Origin of the sequence: Tunturiibacter gelidiferens, from assembly GCF_013410115.1 — a bacterium.
GTDB lineage: Bacteria > Acidobacteriota > Terriglobia > Terriglobales > Acidobacteriaceae > Edaphobacter > Edaphobacter gelidiferens.
Genome location: NZ_JACCCV010000001.1, coordinates 1,548,055 through 1,565,302, shown reverse-complemented (window position 1 = coordinate 1,565,302; position 17,248 = coordinate 1,548,055). Strand labels below are relative to the sequence as shown.

At 57.1% G+C, this 17,248-nt stretch carries 12 protein-coding genes; 3 read left to right on the top strand and 9 right to left on the bottom strand.

The annotated features are described in order from the left end of the window. Positions 1–19 precede the first annotated feature (19 nt). On the bottom strand, positions 20–457 hold the full coding sequence (locus HDF12_RS06530; RefSeq protein WP_179581754.1) for a YciI family protein: 438 nt from the start codon (positions 455–457) through the stop codon (positions 20–22). 369 nt (positions 458–826) lie between these two features. On the opposite strand from HDF12_RS06530, the gene HDF12_RS06525 reads away from it, so the two are divergent. After that, complete coding sequence (locus HDF12_RS06525) at positions 827–1,489, top strand: DUF2306 domain-containing protein (protein ID WP_179581753.1); 663 nt, start codon at positions 827–829, stop codon at positions 1,487–1,489. Between the two features lie 188 nt (positions 1,490–1,677). On the opposite strand, the gene HDF12_RS06520 is transcribed toward HDF12_RS06525, so the two are convergent. From HDF12_RS06520 to pheA, 3 genes are all read right to left on the bottom strand, one after another. Beyond that, positions 1,678–2,250 carry a DUF488 domain-containing protein gene (locus HDF12_RS06520; protein ID WP_257025384.1) on the bottom strand — a complete coding sequence of 191 codons (573 nt, stop codon included), beginning with the start codon at positions 2,248–2,250 and terminating at the stop codon, positions 1,678–1,680. A gap of 221 nt (positions 2,251–2,471) precedes the next feature. Then, on the bottom strand, positions 2,472–4,922 hold the full coding sequence (gene lon / locus HDF12_RS06515) for an endopeptidase La (protein ID WP_179581752.1): 2,451 nt from the start codon (positions 4,920–4,922) through the stop codon (positions 2,472–2,474). Between the two features lie 370 nt (positions 4,923–5,292). Beyond that, the gene (pheA, locus tag HDF12_RS06510) at positions 5,293–6,114 is read right to left on the bottom strand and encodes a prephenate dehydratase (protein WP_373563854.1); all 822 of its coding nucleotides are present in this window, start codon (positions 6,112–6,114) and stop codon (positions 5,293–5,295) included. 166 nt (positions 6,115–6,280) lie between these two features. Here pheA and HDF12_RS06505 point away from each other — a divergent pair, with 166 nt between their 5' ends. Both HDF12_RS06505 and HDF12_RS06500 read left to right on the top strand, forming a co-directional pair. Further along, a complete protein-coding gene (locus HDF12_RS06505) occupies positions 6,281–6,430 on the top strand; it encodes a lmo0937 family membrane protein (RefSeq protein ID WP_121472057.1) in 150 nt (49 codons plus the stop codon). A gap of 53 nt (positions 6,431–6,483) precedes the next feature. Then, positions 6,484–6,819: a CsbD family protein gene (locus HDF12_RS06500; RefSeq protein ID WP_179581751.1), complete on the top strand. Its 336-nt coding sequence runs from the start codon at positions 6,484–6,486 to the stop codon at positions 6,817–6,819. 46 nt (positions 6,820–6,865) lie between these two features. Here the strand turns inward: HDF12_RS06500 and HDF12_RS06495 are convergent, their stop codons facing one another. From HDF12_RS06495 to HDF12_RS06475, 5 genes are all read right to left on the bottom strand, one after another. Continuing rightward, complete coding sequence (locus tag HDF12_RS06495) at positions 6,866–7,732, bottom strand: UbiA-like polyprenyltransferase (RefSeq protein ID WP_179581750.1); 867 nt, start codon at positions 7,730–7,732, stop codon at positions 6,866–6,868. A gap of 67 nt (positions 7,733–7,799) precedes the next feature. Then, positions 7,800–8,606 (bottom strand): BON domain-containing protein, encoded by an 807-nt coding sequence (locus HDF12_RS06490; protein WP_179581749.1) that lies wholly within the window; start codon positions 8,604–8,606, stop codon positions 7,800–7,802. A gap of 87 nt (positions 8,607–8,693) precedes the next feature. Then, a complete protein-coding gene (locus tag HDF12_RS06485) occupies positions 8,694–13,091 on the bottom strand; it encodes a translocation/assembly module TamB domain-containing protein (RefSeq protein WP_179581748.1) in 4,398 nt (1,465 codons plus the stop codon). Next, positions 13,088–13,888 (bottom strand): peptidylprolyl isomerase, encoded by an 801-nt coding sequence (locus tag HDF12_RS06480; protein WP_179581747.1) that lies wholly within the window; start codon positions 13,886–13,888, stop codon positions 13,088–13,090. Before HDF12_RS06480 ends, HDF12_RS06485 begins: the two co-directional genes overlap by 4 nt. Then, positions 13,889–17,107 (bottom strand): POTRA domain-containing protein, encoded by a 3,219-nt coding sequence (locus tag HDF12_RS06475; protein ID WP_257025383.1) that lies wholly within the window; start codon positions 17,105–17,107, stop codon positions 13,889–13,891. It lies immediately after the preceding gene. Between the last annotated feature and the right edge of the window lie 141 nt (positions 17,108–17,248).

Sequence of the window (17,248 nt, the reverse complement as noted above, 5' to 3'; positions counted from 1 at the left end):
TCCGTGGATGCAAGAGCGGCTATTTGCTGACGGGCTGATTCGGCAGCTCAGCCCGTTTCGCTACTTTGTACTGAATCTCCTCTTTGGACAGGACGGGTGCGAAGTCTTCCATCTCAAAGACCTGGCGGATTTCGATCTCGGACTCGCCGCCATGGGGGTTGGGGCAGCGCTTGACCCACTCAATGGCCTCTTCAAGGGACTTGACTTGCCAGATCCAAAAGCCGGCGATGAGCTCCTTGGCCTCGGTGAAGGGGCCGTCGACGACGGTACGAGACTTGCCGGAGAACTTGACGCGTGCGCCTTTGGAGCTGGGATGGAGACCATCCATGGCGAGCACGACTCCAGCCTTGATGAGCTCTTCGTTGAACTTGCCCATCTCCTGCAACATCTGTGGATCGGGGAGGGCGCCTTTTTTGTCTGCCTCTGGGGTTGATTTGACGATGACCATGAATCGCATTGCGGAATCTCCTTTGGGTTGAGCGATGGTTGGGTGGCTTATCTTCGGGTTTAGCTATTTTTGTTGACTAACCGGTGAACTCGGATTGAAAGCGCAGTTGGATCGCTTCGCCCTCTGTGGACGAGTCGAAGTTGTCGGGGTGGTGAGTAGCGACCAAATACTGCGTCATGATCTCTCCTGTAACGGTCTCAGGCGGGCGCTTGCCTGCCTTCACTACATAGTCGAACGACCGAACCGGAATTCGACAGATCGTCCAGAAAAATTTTGCTTCTTCCGCTCTTCAGATCAAAAAGATACGCGTCCGCCCAAAATCGTAAAGCGTGGAACCAACCGGTCGCTTTAGACGTTCTATCGACACGGGAGGAATTCATGCCTCAGGCTGCATCGAGTTCAAGGCTTGTCTCATGGCGTTGGGCGCTCCTGGCGCTTCTCGCAACCCTGGTTGGTTTGGCATCGCTTCGTTACACCCTGCCCAAAGTCCCTTTCCCTGCCGGTCTGCCGAACTTTCAGCTACGCCACAAGTGGCTCATAGCTCATGCAATCTTTGCTTCCATCGCGCTTCTGGTTGGCCCTTGGCAGTTCCTTCCTCTCATAAGACAGCGTTGGCTTCCTATGCATCGCTGGATAGGAAGGATCTATTGCGGCGCGGTCCTTTTGGGATGGTTGGCCTCGTTACCCATAGCAGCCCATGCGCAGGCAGGAGCCATCTCTTCCGCGGGTTTCCTCACACTCGGCTTTCTCTGGGTCGGCTCCACCGCCGCGGGCTACTTCACGATTCGTTCCGGTAAAGTAATCGCCCATCGCAGGTGGATGATCAGAAGCTTTGCCCTCACTGCGGCTGCGATCACTCTTCGCATCTACCTTCCACTTCTGCCGCTCACTGGACTTTCCTTCTCGACAAGCTATCGAATTATCGCCTGGGCCTGTTGGGTACCAAACCTGTTCTTCGCAGAGTGGCTTCTCCGCCACCAGCCGACTCCCGAACCCATCGCTCATCTCCTGCACAGTCATCAATCGGTAAGCGCCGATTGATCGAAAAAGAACAGCCGCGTCCTCAATCCCGCTCCTAATATGTAGGCCGGGTGCCGGGTGCCCCATATCTCGATTTCGAGATGTGGGCATTCGCGCCCGCGCGAACCGCTCCTCTCCCCTCAACAACAGAAAGCTCACTTGCGTGGACCACTGACGAACGGGACACAGTAGAATCCCAATCTCAAAAATCAATCAAACAACCCAGCCTCCGTCACGCCCGGATACCAAACCCTCCCGCCCTCCACCCGGGCAAACTCCGTCATCTCGTGCACCCTTCGCGAGCTCCCACCCTCAGCCGTCACAAAGATATCCTCCACCCCTTCCCCATGCGCCAGAACCGCATCACCAATCAGCGACCGGTGACACCTCCAGGGCACCGCCTCCGCACACATCACCACCGCAGTCTCCAAATCCGGCAGCCCCATCAGCCAGTCGATCTCCGCAGCAAACTCCGCCGTCTGCATGTAGTCCGCATAACCCCGAAAGCTCTCATTCCGCCATCCCGTATTCACGCTGTCCTTCCGCGCAGCCCTGCGCCCTCCCAACCCCACCCGCCACACTCCGCGAATCCCAGCCCCCTCAAGCGAAGCAAACAACCTCTCCTGCCCAAACTGCGGATGTCTCTTCGACCCCGGATACCGCCTCACATCCACCAGCGTCGAGCACCCATTCTCCCGCAAAGCCCGCAGAAACGACTCCAGCTCCAGCGTCGAATGTCCAACCGTCATCATCCCAGCCACCGCCCGAAAATAGAGTTCCAAAACGTGTCACATTTTTAGACGCTCAAAACATGACGGCTAAAACACCACACCAGCCACGCAAACCACCACATCTTCACCACCAAAACACCACACCAAAACACCCATTTTGCGCAAAAACCCCTGCAAAAACGCCTCTCCACCACAAAACAAAAAAAATCCCTCCAAAAAACAAAAAAGGGCGATCCGGCACTCGCCGAACCGCCCACTTTTCTCAATCCAACTTACACCGTAGCGTGAAGTACCTCTTCGCGAACCACCTCGTCCTCCACCTTCTCCGCTCGAGTCTTAGGCAGCGCAACCGCCAGAACATCCTCAATCCGCGTAGCGTAGTGAAGCGTCACACCTTCAATCTGATCCGGCGTTAAGTCCTCATCCACCTGCTGTTTGCAGTCCGCCGGCAGAATCACATCCCGCACGCCGGCCCGCTTCGCCGCAAGGAACTTCTCCTTGATTCCGCCAACCGGCAGTACATTGCCGCTCAACGTAATCTCGCCCGTCATCGCCGTCAGCGGATGCACCGGAGTATCGGTCAACAGACTCACCAGCGCAGTCGCCATCGTCACGCCAGCCGACGGGCCATCCTTCGGAATCGCACCCGCAGGCACGTGAATGTGCAGGTCCGTATCCTTGGTAAAGTCCTCCTCAAGCCCTAACGACGCGGCATTCGAGCGCACCCAGGTCAACGCAGCCTGCATGCTCTCCTTCATCACATCACCAATCTGGCCAGTGATCGTGAACCCGCCCTTACCCTTCATCCGGTTCGCTTCGATGAACAAAACATCGCCGCCCGCCGGGGTCCACGCCAGTCCAACAGCAACGCCGGCACGCTTGGTCCGCTCTGCAATCTCGGTATCCACGCGCACCTTGATACCTCCAAGAAACTCGTGCACGATCTCAGGAGTAATCAAAACCTTCTCCGTCTGACCCTCCGCAATCTTGCGCGCAACCTTACGGCAAACGGTACCAATCTGTTGCTCCAGCTTACGGACACCAGCCTCCCGCGTGTAGTGCCGCGCAATCAGATGCACGCTATCCTTCGGGAATTCGATCTGCTCTTCCGTAATTCCGTTCTCTTTGATCTGCCGCGGAATAAGATACCTGATGGCAATATTCACCTTCTCCTCTTCCGTGTAGCCAGTCAGTTCAATGATCTCCATACGATCAAGCAGCGGCCCAGGAATCGTATCCAGCTGGTTCGCCGTGCAGATGAACAAAACCTTGCTCAGATCGAACGGCTGGTCGAGATAGTTATCGCGGAATGTATTGTTCTGCTCCGGATCCAGCGTTTCGAGCAATGCACTCGCAGGATCTCCCCTGAAGTCGCGCCCCAGCTTGTCGATCTCATCCAACATAAACACCGGGTCCTTCACCTCAACCCGCTTCAAGTGCTGAATGATCTGCCCAGGCAGCGCGCCAATGTACGTTCTCCGATGCCCGCGAATCTCCGCCTCATCATGCATACCGCCTAACGAGATGCGTGAAAACTTGCGATCCAGAGCCTTCGCGATCGAACGTCCCAGCGACGTCTTACCAACACCCGGAGGCCCAACGAAGCAAAGAATCGGCCCCTTCATATCCGGCTTCAAACGCCGCACCGAAAGGTAATCCAGAATGCGATCCTTCACCTTCTTCAAGCCGTAGTGATCCTCATCGAGAATCGCCTTCGCCTTCAGAATGTCCACCTCGCCCGAAGATGTCTTCGACCACGGCAGTACCGCCAGCCACTCCACATAGTTCCGCGTCAGCGAGTAGTCCGCAGCAGCAGGATTCATCCGGCTCAACCGGCCCAGTTCCTTCAGCGCATCCTTCTTCACATCCTCCGGCATTCCAGCGGTCTCAATCTTCTCCTTCAGCTCCGCGATGTCCTTCTGGGTATCATCCTGGTCACCCAGTTCCTTCTGGATCGCCTTCAACTGCTCGCGCAGGTAGTAATCCCGCTGCGATGACTGCACCGAATCCTGAACCTCCGTCTGGATCTTGTTGCGCAGCTGCTGCACCTCAAGCTCCTTCGCCAGGTGCTTGTTGATCCGCTCCAGACGAGCCGAAACATCCGGCGTCTCCAATAGCTCCTGCTTGTCCGTCGTCGTCAAAAACGGAAGCGACGAAGCAATAAAGTCCGCCAGCCTGCCGGGTTCGTCGATGTTGATCGCAATCGTCTGCAGATCGTCGCTCAATGTAGGAGACGAGGTCACAATCTGCTGGAACTGGCTCACCACATTGCGTTGCAGCGCCTCGGCCTCCGGCGTCTGCTGCGGATCCACGTCGGGGATGGCCTCATATTCGGCCGTCATAAAGGGCGTCAGTTGCGCAAACTCGCCAAGATGTACCCGCTCATTGCCCTCGGTGAACACAAACAGGCTCTGGTTTGGCATCTTGACGACCTTGTGCACTGTTGCTCTGGTCCCGGTCGCAAACAGATCTGCAGCCTGCGGAGCGTCTTGCCGCGCATCTCGCTGTGCCACTACCAGAATGGTCTTCTCCTCGCCCAGCGACTGAATCAGCTGGATCGAGCTATCCCGCCCCACTGTCAGTGGAAGCACCGCGTGAGGAAATAAGACGGTATCCCGCACCGGCAACACTGGAACAGGACGTTTGCCTACCACTTCCGCGCCTGACCCTTCACCGCTTTTTGTTGCCGTAGGTTGAATCACACTTACAAAATCGCTTGGCATTGAGTGTACCTCTATCAGATTATCCACTATTCGATGCAGCAAGTCTTCGTCTGGTCGCAAACTATGGCCCTCTCTCAGGAAAACGTGTCTCTTCACATTCCGTCATCGGCCATAACTCCCTTCACATCAGTGAGTAACTGTCTAATAGAGGTATTATGAGTAGTTCCAAATAGAGAGTGCTGGCCCAGTCACGCCGCCAAAACCATCATTCGCCTACATCGACGCAGACCCTGAGGGAAGGGACCGCCATGGCAAGCCTCCCAACGGCTCACAGTACTCGGCATATTACGCCTCCACTCTGCGTCTTCGCCACCGCCGCCCAAGGTCTAAAAACCGCACAGTTTCTGCATCGCTGCCCCAGCACTGCTACCTAAGCCGCCCAGTACCGCCCCAGCACCTTGACCATCCGGCAGTGCTCGCGCAGCGCAATCAAAGCAGCCTCAGCCTTCTCCCGTGAATCGAACCGCACATCGACATAGAAAACATACTCCCACGGGCTACCCGGGACCGGTCTGGACTCGATTTTAGTCAGATCCACCCCGGCCTTCGCCAGTCGTTGCAAAGCCGCCACTAGCGTTCCCGGCCGATGTTCGATTGCAAATGCCAGGCTCATCTTGTTCCCGTCCGCTCCGGCCTTTTCCAAAACCGAATCGTCCCGCCGAACCAGATGAAACCTCGTGTAGTTTTCCGTATGGTCCTCTATGTCAGCCACCATTACTTCGGCGCCATACTCTGATGCCGCAAGCGCAGGAGCGATCCCCGCCGCATCCCGCAAGCCTTCGGCCATGAGTCGCTTCACGCTCCCCGCCGTGTCGTAGAAGGGGACTACCTCCCACTCTGGATGCGAGGCCAGAAATCTCCTGCACTGCGACAGCGCCACGGGATGTGACATCACTCTCTTCACCTCCTGCAGCTTCACCCCTGGCATCGTAATCACATTGTGTCGAATCCTTAGCAGGCTCTCACGCTCAATGTGCACCGGCAGATCCAGCAACAGATCGTAGTGTTCAGCGACCGATCCGTGCAGGCTGTTCTCAATCGGCAGCACCGCCGCATCGACCTCACCCGCGATGACCTTCGCCAACACCTGTGCCGACACCGCGCACGCGACGATCTCTAAGCCCCCAGGACTCTCCAGCATCTCGACTGTCGCCATGTGGCTATTCGAGCCCAACTCCCCTTGAATCGCCACCTTCAATCCACACACCCCGCATATTCGTTCTTATCAGGTTCATATTTTATGCTCATTGGCAACCCCCTCGACGAACCCGGCAACTTACCACAAGAAGGGCCTGAGTTTTTGAATACCATCACAGCGAACCGGGGACCCAAAACCGGCAATCGTTTAGGAGAACGAAATGCTTTGGACAATCACTATCATTCTTTTCATCCTCTGGATCGTAGGGCTTGTAAGCAGCTACACCCTCGGCGGATGGATTCACATCCTTCTGGTCCTCGCCATCATCGTGCTCATCTTCAACCTGCTGTCCGGTAGGCGAGCACTGTAACCACCCCGAAATCGCAGCCCTCCCGTTTTACGCGTACACCCAAGGAGCAAACTATGAACACCGAAAAAGTAGAAGGCAAGTTTGACCAGGTAGCAGGCAAGATCAAGCAGAACGTTGGCGAAGCTGTCGGCAATCAGAAACTAGCCAACTCCGGCGTGGCAGATCAGGTCAAGGGCGCCGCCAAAGAAACCTGGGGCAATGCCAAAGATGCCGCGGCTGTCGCAAATGATGATGCCCGCGCCCGTGCCGAAGTCAAAGGCGAAGACTACAAAGCGCGTGCTGAAGATACAGCTCACAATATGCGCGAGAAGATCGCGAACACAGCGCACAATGTCAAAGAGAGCGTGAGCGAAAAGCTGGATAACTTCAAACGAGAGCACCGCAGTTAAACAGAACTGTAATCCCCTAGAGAAGGTCCGCCATCGAGCGGGCCTTCTATTTGCGCATCAACACATCCGCGGCAACAAATCCAAAGAACACCACTGAGATTACCCCGTTCAACGTAAAGAACGCAGCATTCATGCGCCGCAGATCCTTTGGCGAAATAATTGAGTGCTCATACAGCAGCAGCATCGCAACCAGTCCAACCCCCAACATCGCAACCCTTCCCAGCCCGAACAACTCCATCAGCCAGCACAGCATAAGCAGCATTCCCACATGCATTGCACGCGCAATCCAGAACGCCGCTGTTATGCCAAAAGCCTGCGGCACACTGTTCAAACCCACCTTGCGGTCGTGCTCGAAATCCTGACACGCATACAACACATCGAAGCCGCCCACCCACAAAAGCACTGCCGCCGTAAGCACAACAATCCTGATATCCAGCGATCCCCTCACCGCAATCCACGCCGCTGAAGGCGCGATCCCCAACGCCAGCCCCAACACAACATGCGACCATCGCGTTACGCGCTTCATGTAGCTATAAGCCAGCACCACAGCCAACGCCACCGGAGCAAGTTCCAGCGTCAACCGGTTCAACATCGCCGCACCCAGCACGAACAGCGCGATCGATATCACTACAAATCCCGCAACAAACCCGTTGCTCAGCGTCCCCGCAGGCAGCGCCCTCATCGCCGTACGCGGGTTTGCCGCATCCAGCTGAGCATCTGCCAGCCGGTTGAACGCCATCGCCGCAGACCGCGCCGCCACCATGCAGACAATAATCCAGCCCAAAACTCGCAGCGTCGGCCAACCACCCGCAGCCAGCACAGCACCCGTCAACGCAAACGGCAGCGCAAACACCGAATGCTCCCACTTGATCATCTCAAGCGTTACAACCGTACTCTTCCACAACGATGCCATCCTTCCATCGTAAAAGACCCGGGCCCCGCCGACCTAACCGGCGCAGCCCGAACGCCAGAAACTATCCCTATTTAGCTGGTTTCTCCGCCTCACTACCAACCACCTCAAGGTTGTTCACTACCTTGAACACCCCCGAAACAGCGTTAGCCCGTATATTCGCCACATCCTTATCCGACTGGCTGTCCACCACACCCGACAGGGTCACACTCCCATTCACCACCGTGATCCGAATCGGCTTTGCCGGATCAATCGCGTACTTGTTCAACTGCGGAAACCCATAGATCGACCGCGCCTCTGCCAATCGAATCCGGTCATCGATCGGCGACACTGGCGCCACCTCCACGTTGTCAATCACATCCTTCACACCCGGATAGTTCTCCACCAGGCTCAGCGCCGAATCTTTATCCGTGGGCCCATACGCAGTCCCGCCGAGCGTCACAACACCCTTCTCGACGCCGATCGTAAACGCATTGAACGCCGTGGTTCCATACCCAACCCGGTCGTACGCCAGCTTTTCTGCCAGTTTGTTCCGAAGTGTCATGTCATCGACCTCAGGCCCCGCAACCTGAATCTGATTTTCAACGCCCTTTACATTCTTGCGGTGGTGCGCACGATCATCCGCATCGATCTTCGCGCTGTAAAGCTCCACGGTCCCCGTCAGCGTCACCACGCCATTCTGCACCAAACTCTTCACATCTTTGAATCGCTTATTATCCAGCGCCTTCGTCACATCCGCCTGAATCTGCGTATCGTTTGGCCCCGATCCGACGTTGTTGACGGCGCTCTGGGCCACACCTTTCGACGTCCCGAACAACATCACCAGACCAGCAAAACCCAACACGCCGACGCGTGCAAAATTCTTCATCCTGCTCATATCTTTCCTCCGAAAATATTGCGTCGCGATACCCGCGTGAAGCACCGTCATCCACACTTAGTACGATGCAACATCCGTCTCAGCGCGCTAACGATATCTCCTCCGCAGCTTATAGACGATGCTGAACACGCCCGACTCGTCACGCGCCACCACAATCGAGTTGTCATGGTTCAAGTCATACTGCACCTGGATCAACTGCTGCGCCGAAGTATTCACATTCGTCGCAAACGTAGCCGTAATCTGCCGAGATAACTGTTGCTGCACCGTGATCCTCGCCGACGACCCGCCCAGCGTCCCCACAAACGCCGGATCTATCTTCACGCTGCCCACGCCAAACAACTTCTCCACACGATTGCTGACCGTAGCATTCAACGCCCCACCCAACAACGCGCTAGTCGTTGGATCGGTTCCCTGCTGCACCTGCCGCTCCTGGTATAGCTGCGCCTCCTCCTGCGTCCGTCCCAGCGCCAGCAGGGCAAACACATCCGACTCGCTCAGTGGCGGCTCCGACCGATACGTCGGCTTCAAATTCGTCGAAGTCCCGTGCAGCCCAATCGTAATGTCGTAGTTCTCCACCTGCGCCGTCGCATCCAGGTCGATGATCGGATCAATACGCACTGGATTCGTAAAGTAAATGTCCCCGCGCTGCAGTAGATACTTCGTCCCCGCAAACGTCGCGCTTCCTTCATTGATCTCGATCCGCCCCAGCAAAGAAGGCACCGCAGCCGTCCCACGAATCTGCAAATCAACGGTCCCCGCCAGCTTTGCATACGAGTTTTGAAAATCAAGCTGCGGCGCACTCGTCACATGCACATCTAAACGAATCTTGTTCGAAGGCGCATTCGGATCGGGAGGCGGGCTTACCCCTCCTGCAGAACCAAACGCTGCGAAATCCACATCAGCCCCCACGCCGAATCGTGTAATCAGGATCGTTCCGCTCAACAGCGAGCTCTCCGGACCGCCCTGCAACTTCAAGTTCGCATTCGCCGTCGCACTTAACCCATACAGCCGCACCCGCACCACATCGCCCGTCGCCGACAGGTCCGCATACAACCCATTCTTGTAGCGGATGAACCCGCCGATCTTCAGTGTTCCTCCGCCGGTCGTAGCAGTCAGGCTCTGCACCTGCAGCCGGTCGTCGTTGAACACCAGCGTGCCGTTCATATTGCTCAACCCATTCGGCACGCCATCGATCGCAACATTCACTTTGTCGAACTGTACTCTCCCCGTCAGCTCCGGATTCATCACATATCCGCCGGCGCCCACGGTGAACTCCACCTTGCCAGTCGAAATAACATCCGAGTCGAAGGTGTGCAGCAGCGTCATGCTCACGCTGCCGGTGGCTTTCACATCCAGCTTGCCTCCCTTCGGATCCGTCGCGCCAAATAACTGTGCCGTCCCACTCGCGCGCATATCCGTATCCTGCCCGGTGATGTGAACCTGCTCGAGCGTAGCCAAACCATCGCGCAGTCCAACACGCAAGGGTTCAGCAGCCTTCAGTTCCACCCCCTGCAGCTTCACATCTACCTGGCTGAACTCAGCCTCGCCTCGCAGCGCCTTCGGTGTCTTGAGCGGCCCGCTCACAGTCGCACTTCCATTAATCATCGACTGAGCCTTCATCGTCCCTGGCCCAAACATCGCTAGCGGCTTGCCGATATCGAGACCCGCCACCGTCATCTTCGCCTGCGTCTGGTAGTCGCCCGTCAGCCGCGTCTGTCCTGAAGCATCAAGCTTCGCTCCCACCAGCGTCGAGTTCGCAGTGAAGTACATCACCTCTCCCTGGCTATGCACCTCCACCGTCGCCTCGCCAATCATCTGCCCGCGATAAGACACCGCGTTCAAAGTGACATTCGCCTTCAACCCGGGCTGCGTCAGCGTCCCATTCGCATCCGCAACCAGGTTCACCGTCCCATCGACATCGTTCTTCGCCTTCTTCACCGTCTCAAACTTCGACAGCTGAATATCATGTCCCTCTACGTGCCCATGAAGGTGGTCCGTGTCCATGTCGTACCCGCCGTTACCCGCAATCTGCATCCCGTGCAGCCGCAGCACGACATTGGCCGCCTCCACATCCTTCCCCTGCACCGTCAAATCCGCCACCGCCGACTCGTACGGCTCCCCGTGGGCCACACCGTTCATCAAAGAAAGATGACCGCCTCCACTCAAACTCCTCAGCGTCCCCACCGCATGCCCGTTCAGCGCCACCGTTCCTGTCAGCGAGACCTTCTCCTGCTGCCCCGCGATCTGCAATACATCGACCACCTGCGCATTGGCCAGCTGCACCTTCGCGTCCAGAGCCATCCCGTCGTCCCACAAATAAGTCGTCTTGCCGAATCGCGACACAACCTTCCGCGGCGCAATCTTGCCCTCCACATTCAGCACCGCAGTCCCCCGCTTGATCGTCGAACTTGCCACAACCACCCCGGTGTTAGGCGAATACTCCGCATCCGTCACAAGCGAATCGATCAACACATCAGTCGTTCCCAGCGCGAACTCCGCATTCGTCGCCTGCAGATGCCCCTTCACATCAAGATCCGCAATCTTCCCTTTCGCTGTTCCGTTGAACTGCATCGCGCCATGCAACACAACAGGAATTGCCGCGGTGCCCTTCTTTCCATTTCCCTCCAGATCCAGCGTCGTCAGCAGCTGGTTGTACTCTGATAGATCCCGCACCGTCATATCCACACGCAGGTCCGTCAGCGGATCGCCCTCATTCACCCCCAAAATTCCTGACGCCTCAAAGTTTGTCTGGGGCATCTGCAACGAAATCCGCTGAATCAACACCGTCTCGTTACGGCCCGTGTAGTGAGCCACAGTTTGCCCCGTCACCGGAACATCGTTCAACGCCCCACGCCGTTTAACCCCTGTCGGAGCAAACGTCAAATTTCCCTCCACCTCCACCGTATCGGCAATATTCTTCGCCGGGCCGCCCCACTCGACCTCCACCGGCCCGCTCACAGCCGTATCAAACCCCAGATCGCCATAGTCCTCCGGGGCCGTCACGTCCATAATCGTTCGCAGCGGAATCTTCGTAACTATCGCAGTCAAATACGCGTGCGCGACCTGCACCGGGGGCACCTTCGCCGTCTCCGAAATCGGAGCCTTCGCCCCGATCGTCTTTGCAGTCGTATTCGCCGTCGTAATCGCAGCTTTGGTCGAAGACGAACTCACCGCAACATCCTGAGGCGGTACCTCCCCAAGCCAGTTCGCAATCCGCAGCTCACCCGCCGCGCCGCCTCCGCCAGGCAGATATCCCGTCAACGCAGTCAACAATAACTCCGTAGGCGTCACATGCAACGTCCCACCGCCATCGATATCATGTAGTCGCACATTCTGATCCCGATAAGCTGCTTTGTGAATCTTCGCCGTCCCCACCAAAAGATATCCAGCCACACAATCTGGATCAGGCGGCAACGGCCGCGGCGGCTTAGTCGTCTCCGCGGGATGGCTCCGGCGCCAGAACGGCGGATGCTTCTGCGCTACCGAGGGGGACGTCGTGCAGTTATGCCCATTCAAATCTAGATCCACCGTGCCCGCATTCAGACCATCCACATCGGCCAGCACCGAAATCTGCTTTATTTCGACCGTTCCCTTCACCGTCGCCTGCCACTGTGGTTTAGCAAAGTTCTTGAAGCTCCCAGTTGCGTCCAGCTCGGAACTCTTGCCTGTGGTGAACTTCAGCCGCTGCAACTCCATCGCGTCTCTTCCCAACTCCACTGCCAGGCTCAACGCCGACTGCGCCTCCACCTGCTTCCCCATCTTCGTTCGAAGATCCTTCAGCTCTACCGTCGCGCCATACCGATCCGTTGCAGCAAGATAATGCACCTCCGCATCCAGATCTCGGGCAGCAAGATCGAACGGAATCGCCCGATTATTAATCAACGCCACACCGTTGGACAGCACCACCTCCTGCGCCTTCAGATCAAGCAGCGTATCCGTAACCGATGTCTTACTCGTATTAGGATGCTTCGGCACCGGTTGGTTGGTCTTGCCATCTTTATCAACGATCAAATGGAACTGAGGACGCTCCACGTCCAGGTAGTTCAAACGAATATGCGACGAAATCCCGCTGCCCGTTACATGCGTGAAGAAGTCAAAGATCTCTACGCGAAGCAGAACTCTATCCACCGCGATATAGGGAGCCTCTCCCGGCCCCTCAAGCCCATGTATCACCAGCCCATCGGCCTCTATGGCAAGGTGCCAAAGATCGAAGCTGATCTTCGCCAGCTCTACTCTTCCGCCCGTCGCGTCCTCCAGAACCTTTACAACCTCCTTCCCAACCCGCCGATTGAAGTCGTTCGTCTTCGAATACCACGCGAACGTCCCGAACAGCACCACCACCAGCACCAGCAACGCCGCCACGGTCCAGCCGATCCAGATCATCATCCGCTTCGCCAGCGACCTCTTCACCTTCGCAATCTCACCGGCAACCTTCGCCTCGAGCTCCTCCTTCTTCTCACTAAGTTTTTTCTCCAGGTCGCTCATGGTGCCACCTCACCTGGATTCATAATCTTCACGCTGCCCTGCACCCGCAGCGACTTCAGCCAATCCACCAACAGTGCTCCTACCTGCTGCTGCAGCAGCACCTCTTCAATCCTCTTCGAGATCGTATCCAGCTGTGGCGCGGGCACATTTCGCTTCGCATACTCCGGCGCCATCCTTTTCTCGTAAAAGTCCTTAATCTCAGAGTCCGAAATCTTGATTCCATTGCGAAACCGCACCTCAATAAACCTCAGCAGTTCCATCCGCAGCCGCCACCGCTCGCGGAACTCCTCCACCGTAAATCCGTGGTCGCCGAGATATTTCTTCCAACCCTCGTCCGACTCGCAGTGATACTCCTTGCAGTCGGGAATATCCTTCCGCAGCATCGTCAACTGGTCATCCAACGCCTTACTGGAGATTGCATCTTCCGGCTCCAGTTCCGCCTGCTGCAGGATTAAATCGCGATCGATCAATCGTTCGATCGTCCTCTCCCTCGAACGGTCCCCTGCAGTCCTTCGATAAGGTTGAATGTCCTCAAACCGCCGTTCTTCATCGACATCGCTCTCCAAAATCACATCTCCGTTCACTACCGCGACCACTCGATCCAGCACCACACCCTGCTGGGCAACCGAACCAGGCGTAGTGACAGGCGCGGAACTCGCAGCCCCGGCCGGTGGTGTCGTCGTCTGTCCGGCAGGCGATTGCAAGGAAGCCAAACCCTGCCCGCTGCTCCACACAAGCGTCATTGCAAACGCAACCAGCAACAACTGCTTCATCGTATTGTGCGTCATCCAACGCATCTAGAAGCTCTCTCCGATGCTGAAAAAAAAGTTGAAGTGCGAAGCCTGCCCCTCATGCGGAGGGTTATTGTTGAAGTCGTAAATGATCGGATACACCGGCGGATTAAGGTTATAGCTGAAGTCCACACGAATCGGCCCAACCGGCGTCCTGTAGCGTGCGCCAAGCCCAACCGCGTGGGAAAAATAATTGAAGTTGCAGGTCCCGATCATCCCCGAAACATTCGCGCAAGTCTGCTTGTCCGGCTGATGAAACCGCGTAAAACTCGGAAACATATCCTTCGCATTCTGAAACACATTGCCCATGTCATGAAAGATCACGAAGTTCACACTGTTCCCCACCAGCGGCAAAGTCTGCGGCGGCAACCTCAGCTCAAGCGTATTCACGAACGCCGCTGACCCACCCACAGGAAAGCCGGTCTGCAAGTCCCTGGGCCCCGCGCCATTGATCGGAAATCCGCGATGCGAATTCGCACCGCCCGCATACAACCGCTCCGGCAGCGGAATCGCATTGCAGCTAGGATTCGTCGTCAGCAAAACGCCAGCGCACGCAGCGTTCCCTACGTTTGGATTTAGTCCCGACGCCCGCTCATATCCAATCCGTGTCTCACGTGCGAATACATACTTCAGCTTGCCTAACTGGTAGTACGTTGAGTTCGTTCCATCCAGCTTCCAGAAGTCCGTCTGCGACCCGAACTTCGACGAAGCCACAAAGCCCTGCACCGTCGAATACTGTCCCTTCACCGCATCCAGCGGCCCCGGCGACCGCGTGTCGTGAAACCACGTGATGCTGGGCCCGCCTACGCGAACCGGCTGAGACAGCAGCGGAATCAGATCCGCCGAGACCTGCAAGCTGTTTGGGTTCACCGCCACCCGGCGATACAGAAAGTCGTAGATAAATGTATCCCGACGCCGAAGCTTCTCCGTAATCCGAAAGTCGCCCTGAAGCGTCGACGCCTGAAACGTCGTAATGTCCTGGATGTTAGAGTAGCCGCCTGAGATCGCCGCACTGAAGTTCTTGCTCCCGTGCAGATGCGGATTCTGCAACGTTAAAATCGCCACCTGCTCCAATAACCCATACGACGTGTGCAGCGTCAGCGAATCCTCTGACCCTCGCAGATTAATTCGCGACACATCCAGCGACACCCGCGGGCTCACTCCCGCCCTTCCCTCCTGCGTCAACTGGTTGCATGGGTTCAGCATCAACTGAATGCACGAGGCCTCCGAGATCATGCCTTGCTGCGGCGTCCCCGTCTGCGCCTCAAAGCCGAACCCATACGTCACATTCCACCGCTTCGCCTCCGTCAACTGCAGCACCACATTTTTCTGAGGTGCGTCTCCCGCAGGATTCTGTACCGCCGCCACAACCTCATTGAACAGCGCAATGTTATACAGATTCCTCTGCGTCTGGAGCAGCGCCGTCTGGTCCAGCGGATCCCCCGGATGCACCAGAATCTGCGATGCCACAACGCTCGGCCTCGTCTTCTCCACTCCCGATAACAGCACGCGGTTGACGAACACCTGCTGCCCCTCGGTTACGTTCAGCGACACATTCGTCTTATCCGCGTCCGCCCCCTCCTTCGTCTGCCTGATCTCCACCTTCACCTGGTCGAACCCATGCGCCAGGTAATACTGCAGCACCGTGTCTCGATCGCCAGAGAGCGTTACCAACGAAAACGGCTGGCCTGCCTGCGTATTCATCAGTCCCCGCACATCCGGCACGCGGCTCGCATTTACTCCCGTCAGGTCCACCTTGCCAAACTTCTGCTGCGGCCCCTCGACGATGGTGAAGGTCACCGCAATCTCCCCCACCTTCATAGCCTTTCCATTCTTCGCCGTCGTAACATCCTTCACATCCGTCGTCACCTTGGCTTGATCAAAGCCATTCGCACGATAGAGTGCCTGGATCGCACTCACATCGCCCGACACCAGCGCCGGACTGTACCTCCCGCTTCGCTGATACGCATTCGACTTCTGCACCCGCATCCGCTCCCGCAGCAGATCATCTGTGAAGTATTTATTGCCCTTCAAATCCACCGCCACGACCTTGTGCTTCACCCCGCGATCCACAGTAAACACCACCTGCTCCGCCGTCGCACCGTTCCCCACCACCCTCACATCCACCTTCGAGTCGAAGTACCCCTGCTGCTGTTCGTAGTCCCGAATGTTGAAGACACCTTCGTTCAGCAGGTCGTTATCAATCGTGCCTTCCTCGAAGATGGGGACCAGGAGATGCAGGCGACCCGTCGAAATCTTCGCCCCCTCCACCGACACCTTCACCTCCGGTCCCTGGCTCGCATGGAACTCGTAATCCACCTTGTCCCGCGCATCGTCGTACGTCTGCTTCTGCAGCGACACCGTCGCCTCAAGCCGGTTCTTCTTCTGATAGAGCTTCCGCAATCGATCGAGCGCGTTGCTCGTCGTATCCCGCCCCACCTTGCTGTTCTCCTTCAGCTTCGACTTCTTGCGAAACCCCTCCGGCGTTAACCCCGTATCGTCACCCACCAGTTTTATCTGTCCGACTCTCGCCTGTGGCCCAATTGCAACCGTATAAGTTACATTCACCTGATCGCCCGCTTCATCGGTCTCGGACTTCACCGCCACCGTTGGTTCGTAGTACCCCTGCTGTTGCAGAATCTCCTTAATCCCCACCGTCCCCGCCGGTATCTGTGAATCGGTAAACGCAGTTCCCGGCGAAAGCTTCGTGGCAAACTCCAGCAGCGAAGTCAGCCGTTCGCTCTTCACCCCCGCAATCGTCACCCGGCCCACGTAGTACCGCGCCGCACCAGCAAAGATCAGCGTCACCTGGTCGCCCTGCCGGATCCCTCGAACCGAAATATCCCGATACCGCCCGCTCGCAAACAGCCGACGCAGACTCGCCCGCACCTCCTCCGGATCCAGCGGCACGCCAACCTTCTGCGTCAACTCCTTCGGCAGCGTATCCGTCGCATCGAACGTCACACCCTCAAATGAAATCTTCTCGACGATGAGACCCTTCCACTGCCAAACCGAAGTCGTCAGTCCCACATTCTTTTCGTCAACCGAATCCGGCTTGTCCTCAACCGGTTTGGTCTGCTGACCCTGCGCCGGAGTCGCTTCACTCGGCACCGGGCTCGGCGTACGCGCCGAAGTCGACGCCGCCGGCACCTCCTGCCCGAAAGCCACACCCGCCATCAGCGACAAACCAAGCCACACCGCCGCAGCGACACACTCGCACCTCATCCACCGTGGTATTCGCGCACGACCTCGAAGCACCTGACCCAAAAAACCACCCATCATTCCTTATCTAATTTGAGGAGCCCAGCAAGTCTTTCACGATGTGCAGCAAGCCCGCATCCAGCCCGCAAACTCGTTCTCCCGTAG

Excerpts from the sequence above, each read along its gene's own strand:
- HDF12_RS06530 (WP_179581754.1), bottom strand. The coding sequence starts at position 457 with ATGCGATTCATGGTCATCGTCAAATCAACCCCAGAGGCAGACAAAAAA.
- HDF12_RS06525 (WP_179581753.1), top strand. The coding sequence starts at position 827 with ATGCCTCAGGCTGCATCGAGTTCAAGGCTTGTCTCATGGCGTTGGGCG.
- HDF12_RS06490 (WP_179581749.1), bottom strand. The coding sequence starts at position 8,606 with ATGAGCAGGATGAAGAATTTTGCACGCGTCGGCGTGTTGGGTTTTGCT.
- HDF12_RS06480 (WP_179581747.1), bottom strand. The coding sequence starts at position 13,888 with ATGCGTTGGATGACGCACAATACGATGAAGCAGTTGTTGCTGGTTGCG.
- HDF12_RS06485 (WP_179581748.1), bottom strand. The coding sequence starts at position 13,091 with ATGAGCGACCTGGAGAAAAAACTTAGTGAGAAGAAGGAGGAGCTCGAG.
- HDF12_RS06495 (WP_179581750.1), bottom strand. The coding sequence starts at position 7,732 with ATGGCATCGTTGTGGAAGAGTACGGTTGTAACGCTTGAGATGATCAAG.
- HDF12_RS06505 (WP_121472057.1), top strand. The coding sequence starts at position 6,281 with ATGCTTTGGACAATCACTATCATTCTTTTCATCCTCTGGATCGTAGGG.
- lon (WP_179581752.1), bottom strand. The coding sequence starts at position 4,922 with ATGCCAAGCGATTTTGTAAGTGTGATTCAACCTACGGCAACAAAAAGC.
- HDF12_RS06500 (WP_179581751.1), top strand. The coding sequence starts at position 6,484 with ATGAACACCGAAAAAGTAGAAGGCAAGTTTGACCAGGTAGCAGGCAAG.
- HDF12_RS06475 (WP_257025383.1), bottom strand. The coding sequence starts at position 17,107 with ATGAGGTGCGAGTGTGTCGCTGCGGCGGTGTGGCTTGGTTTGTCGCTG.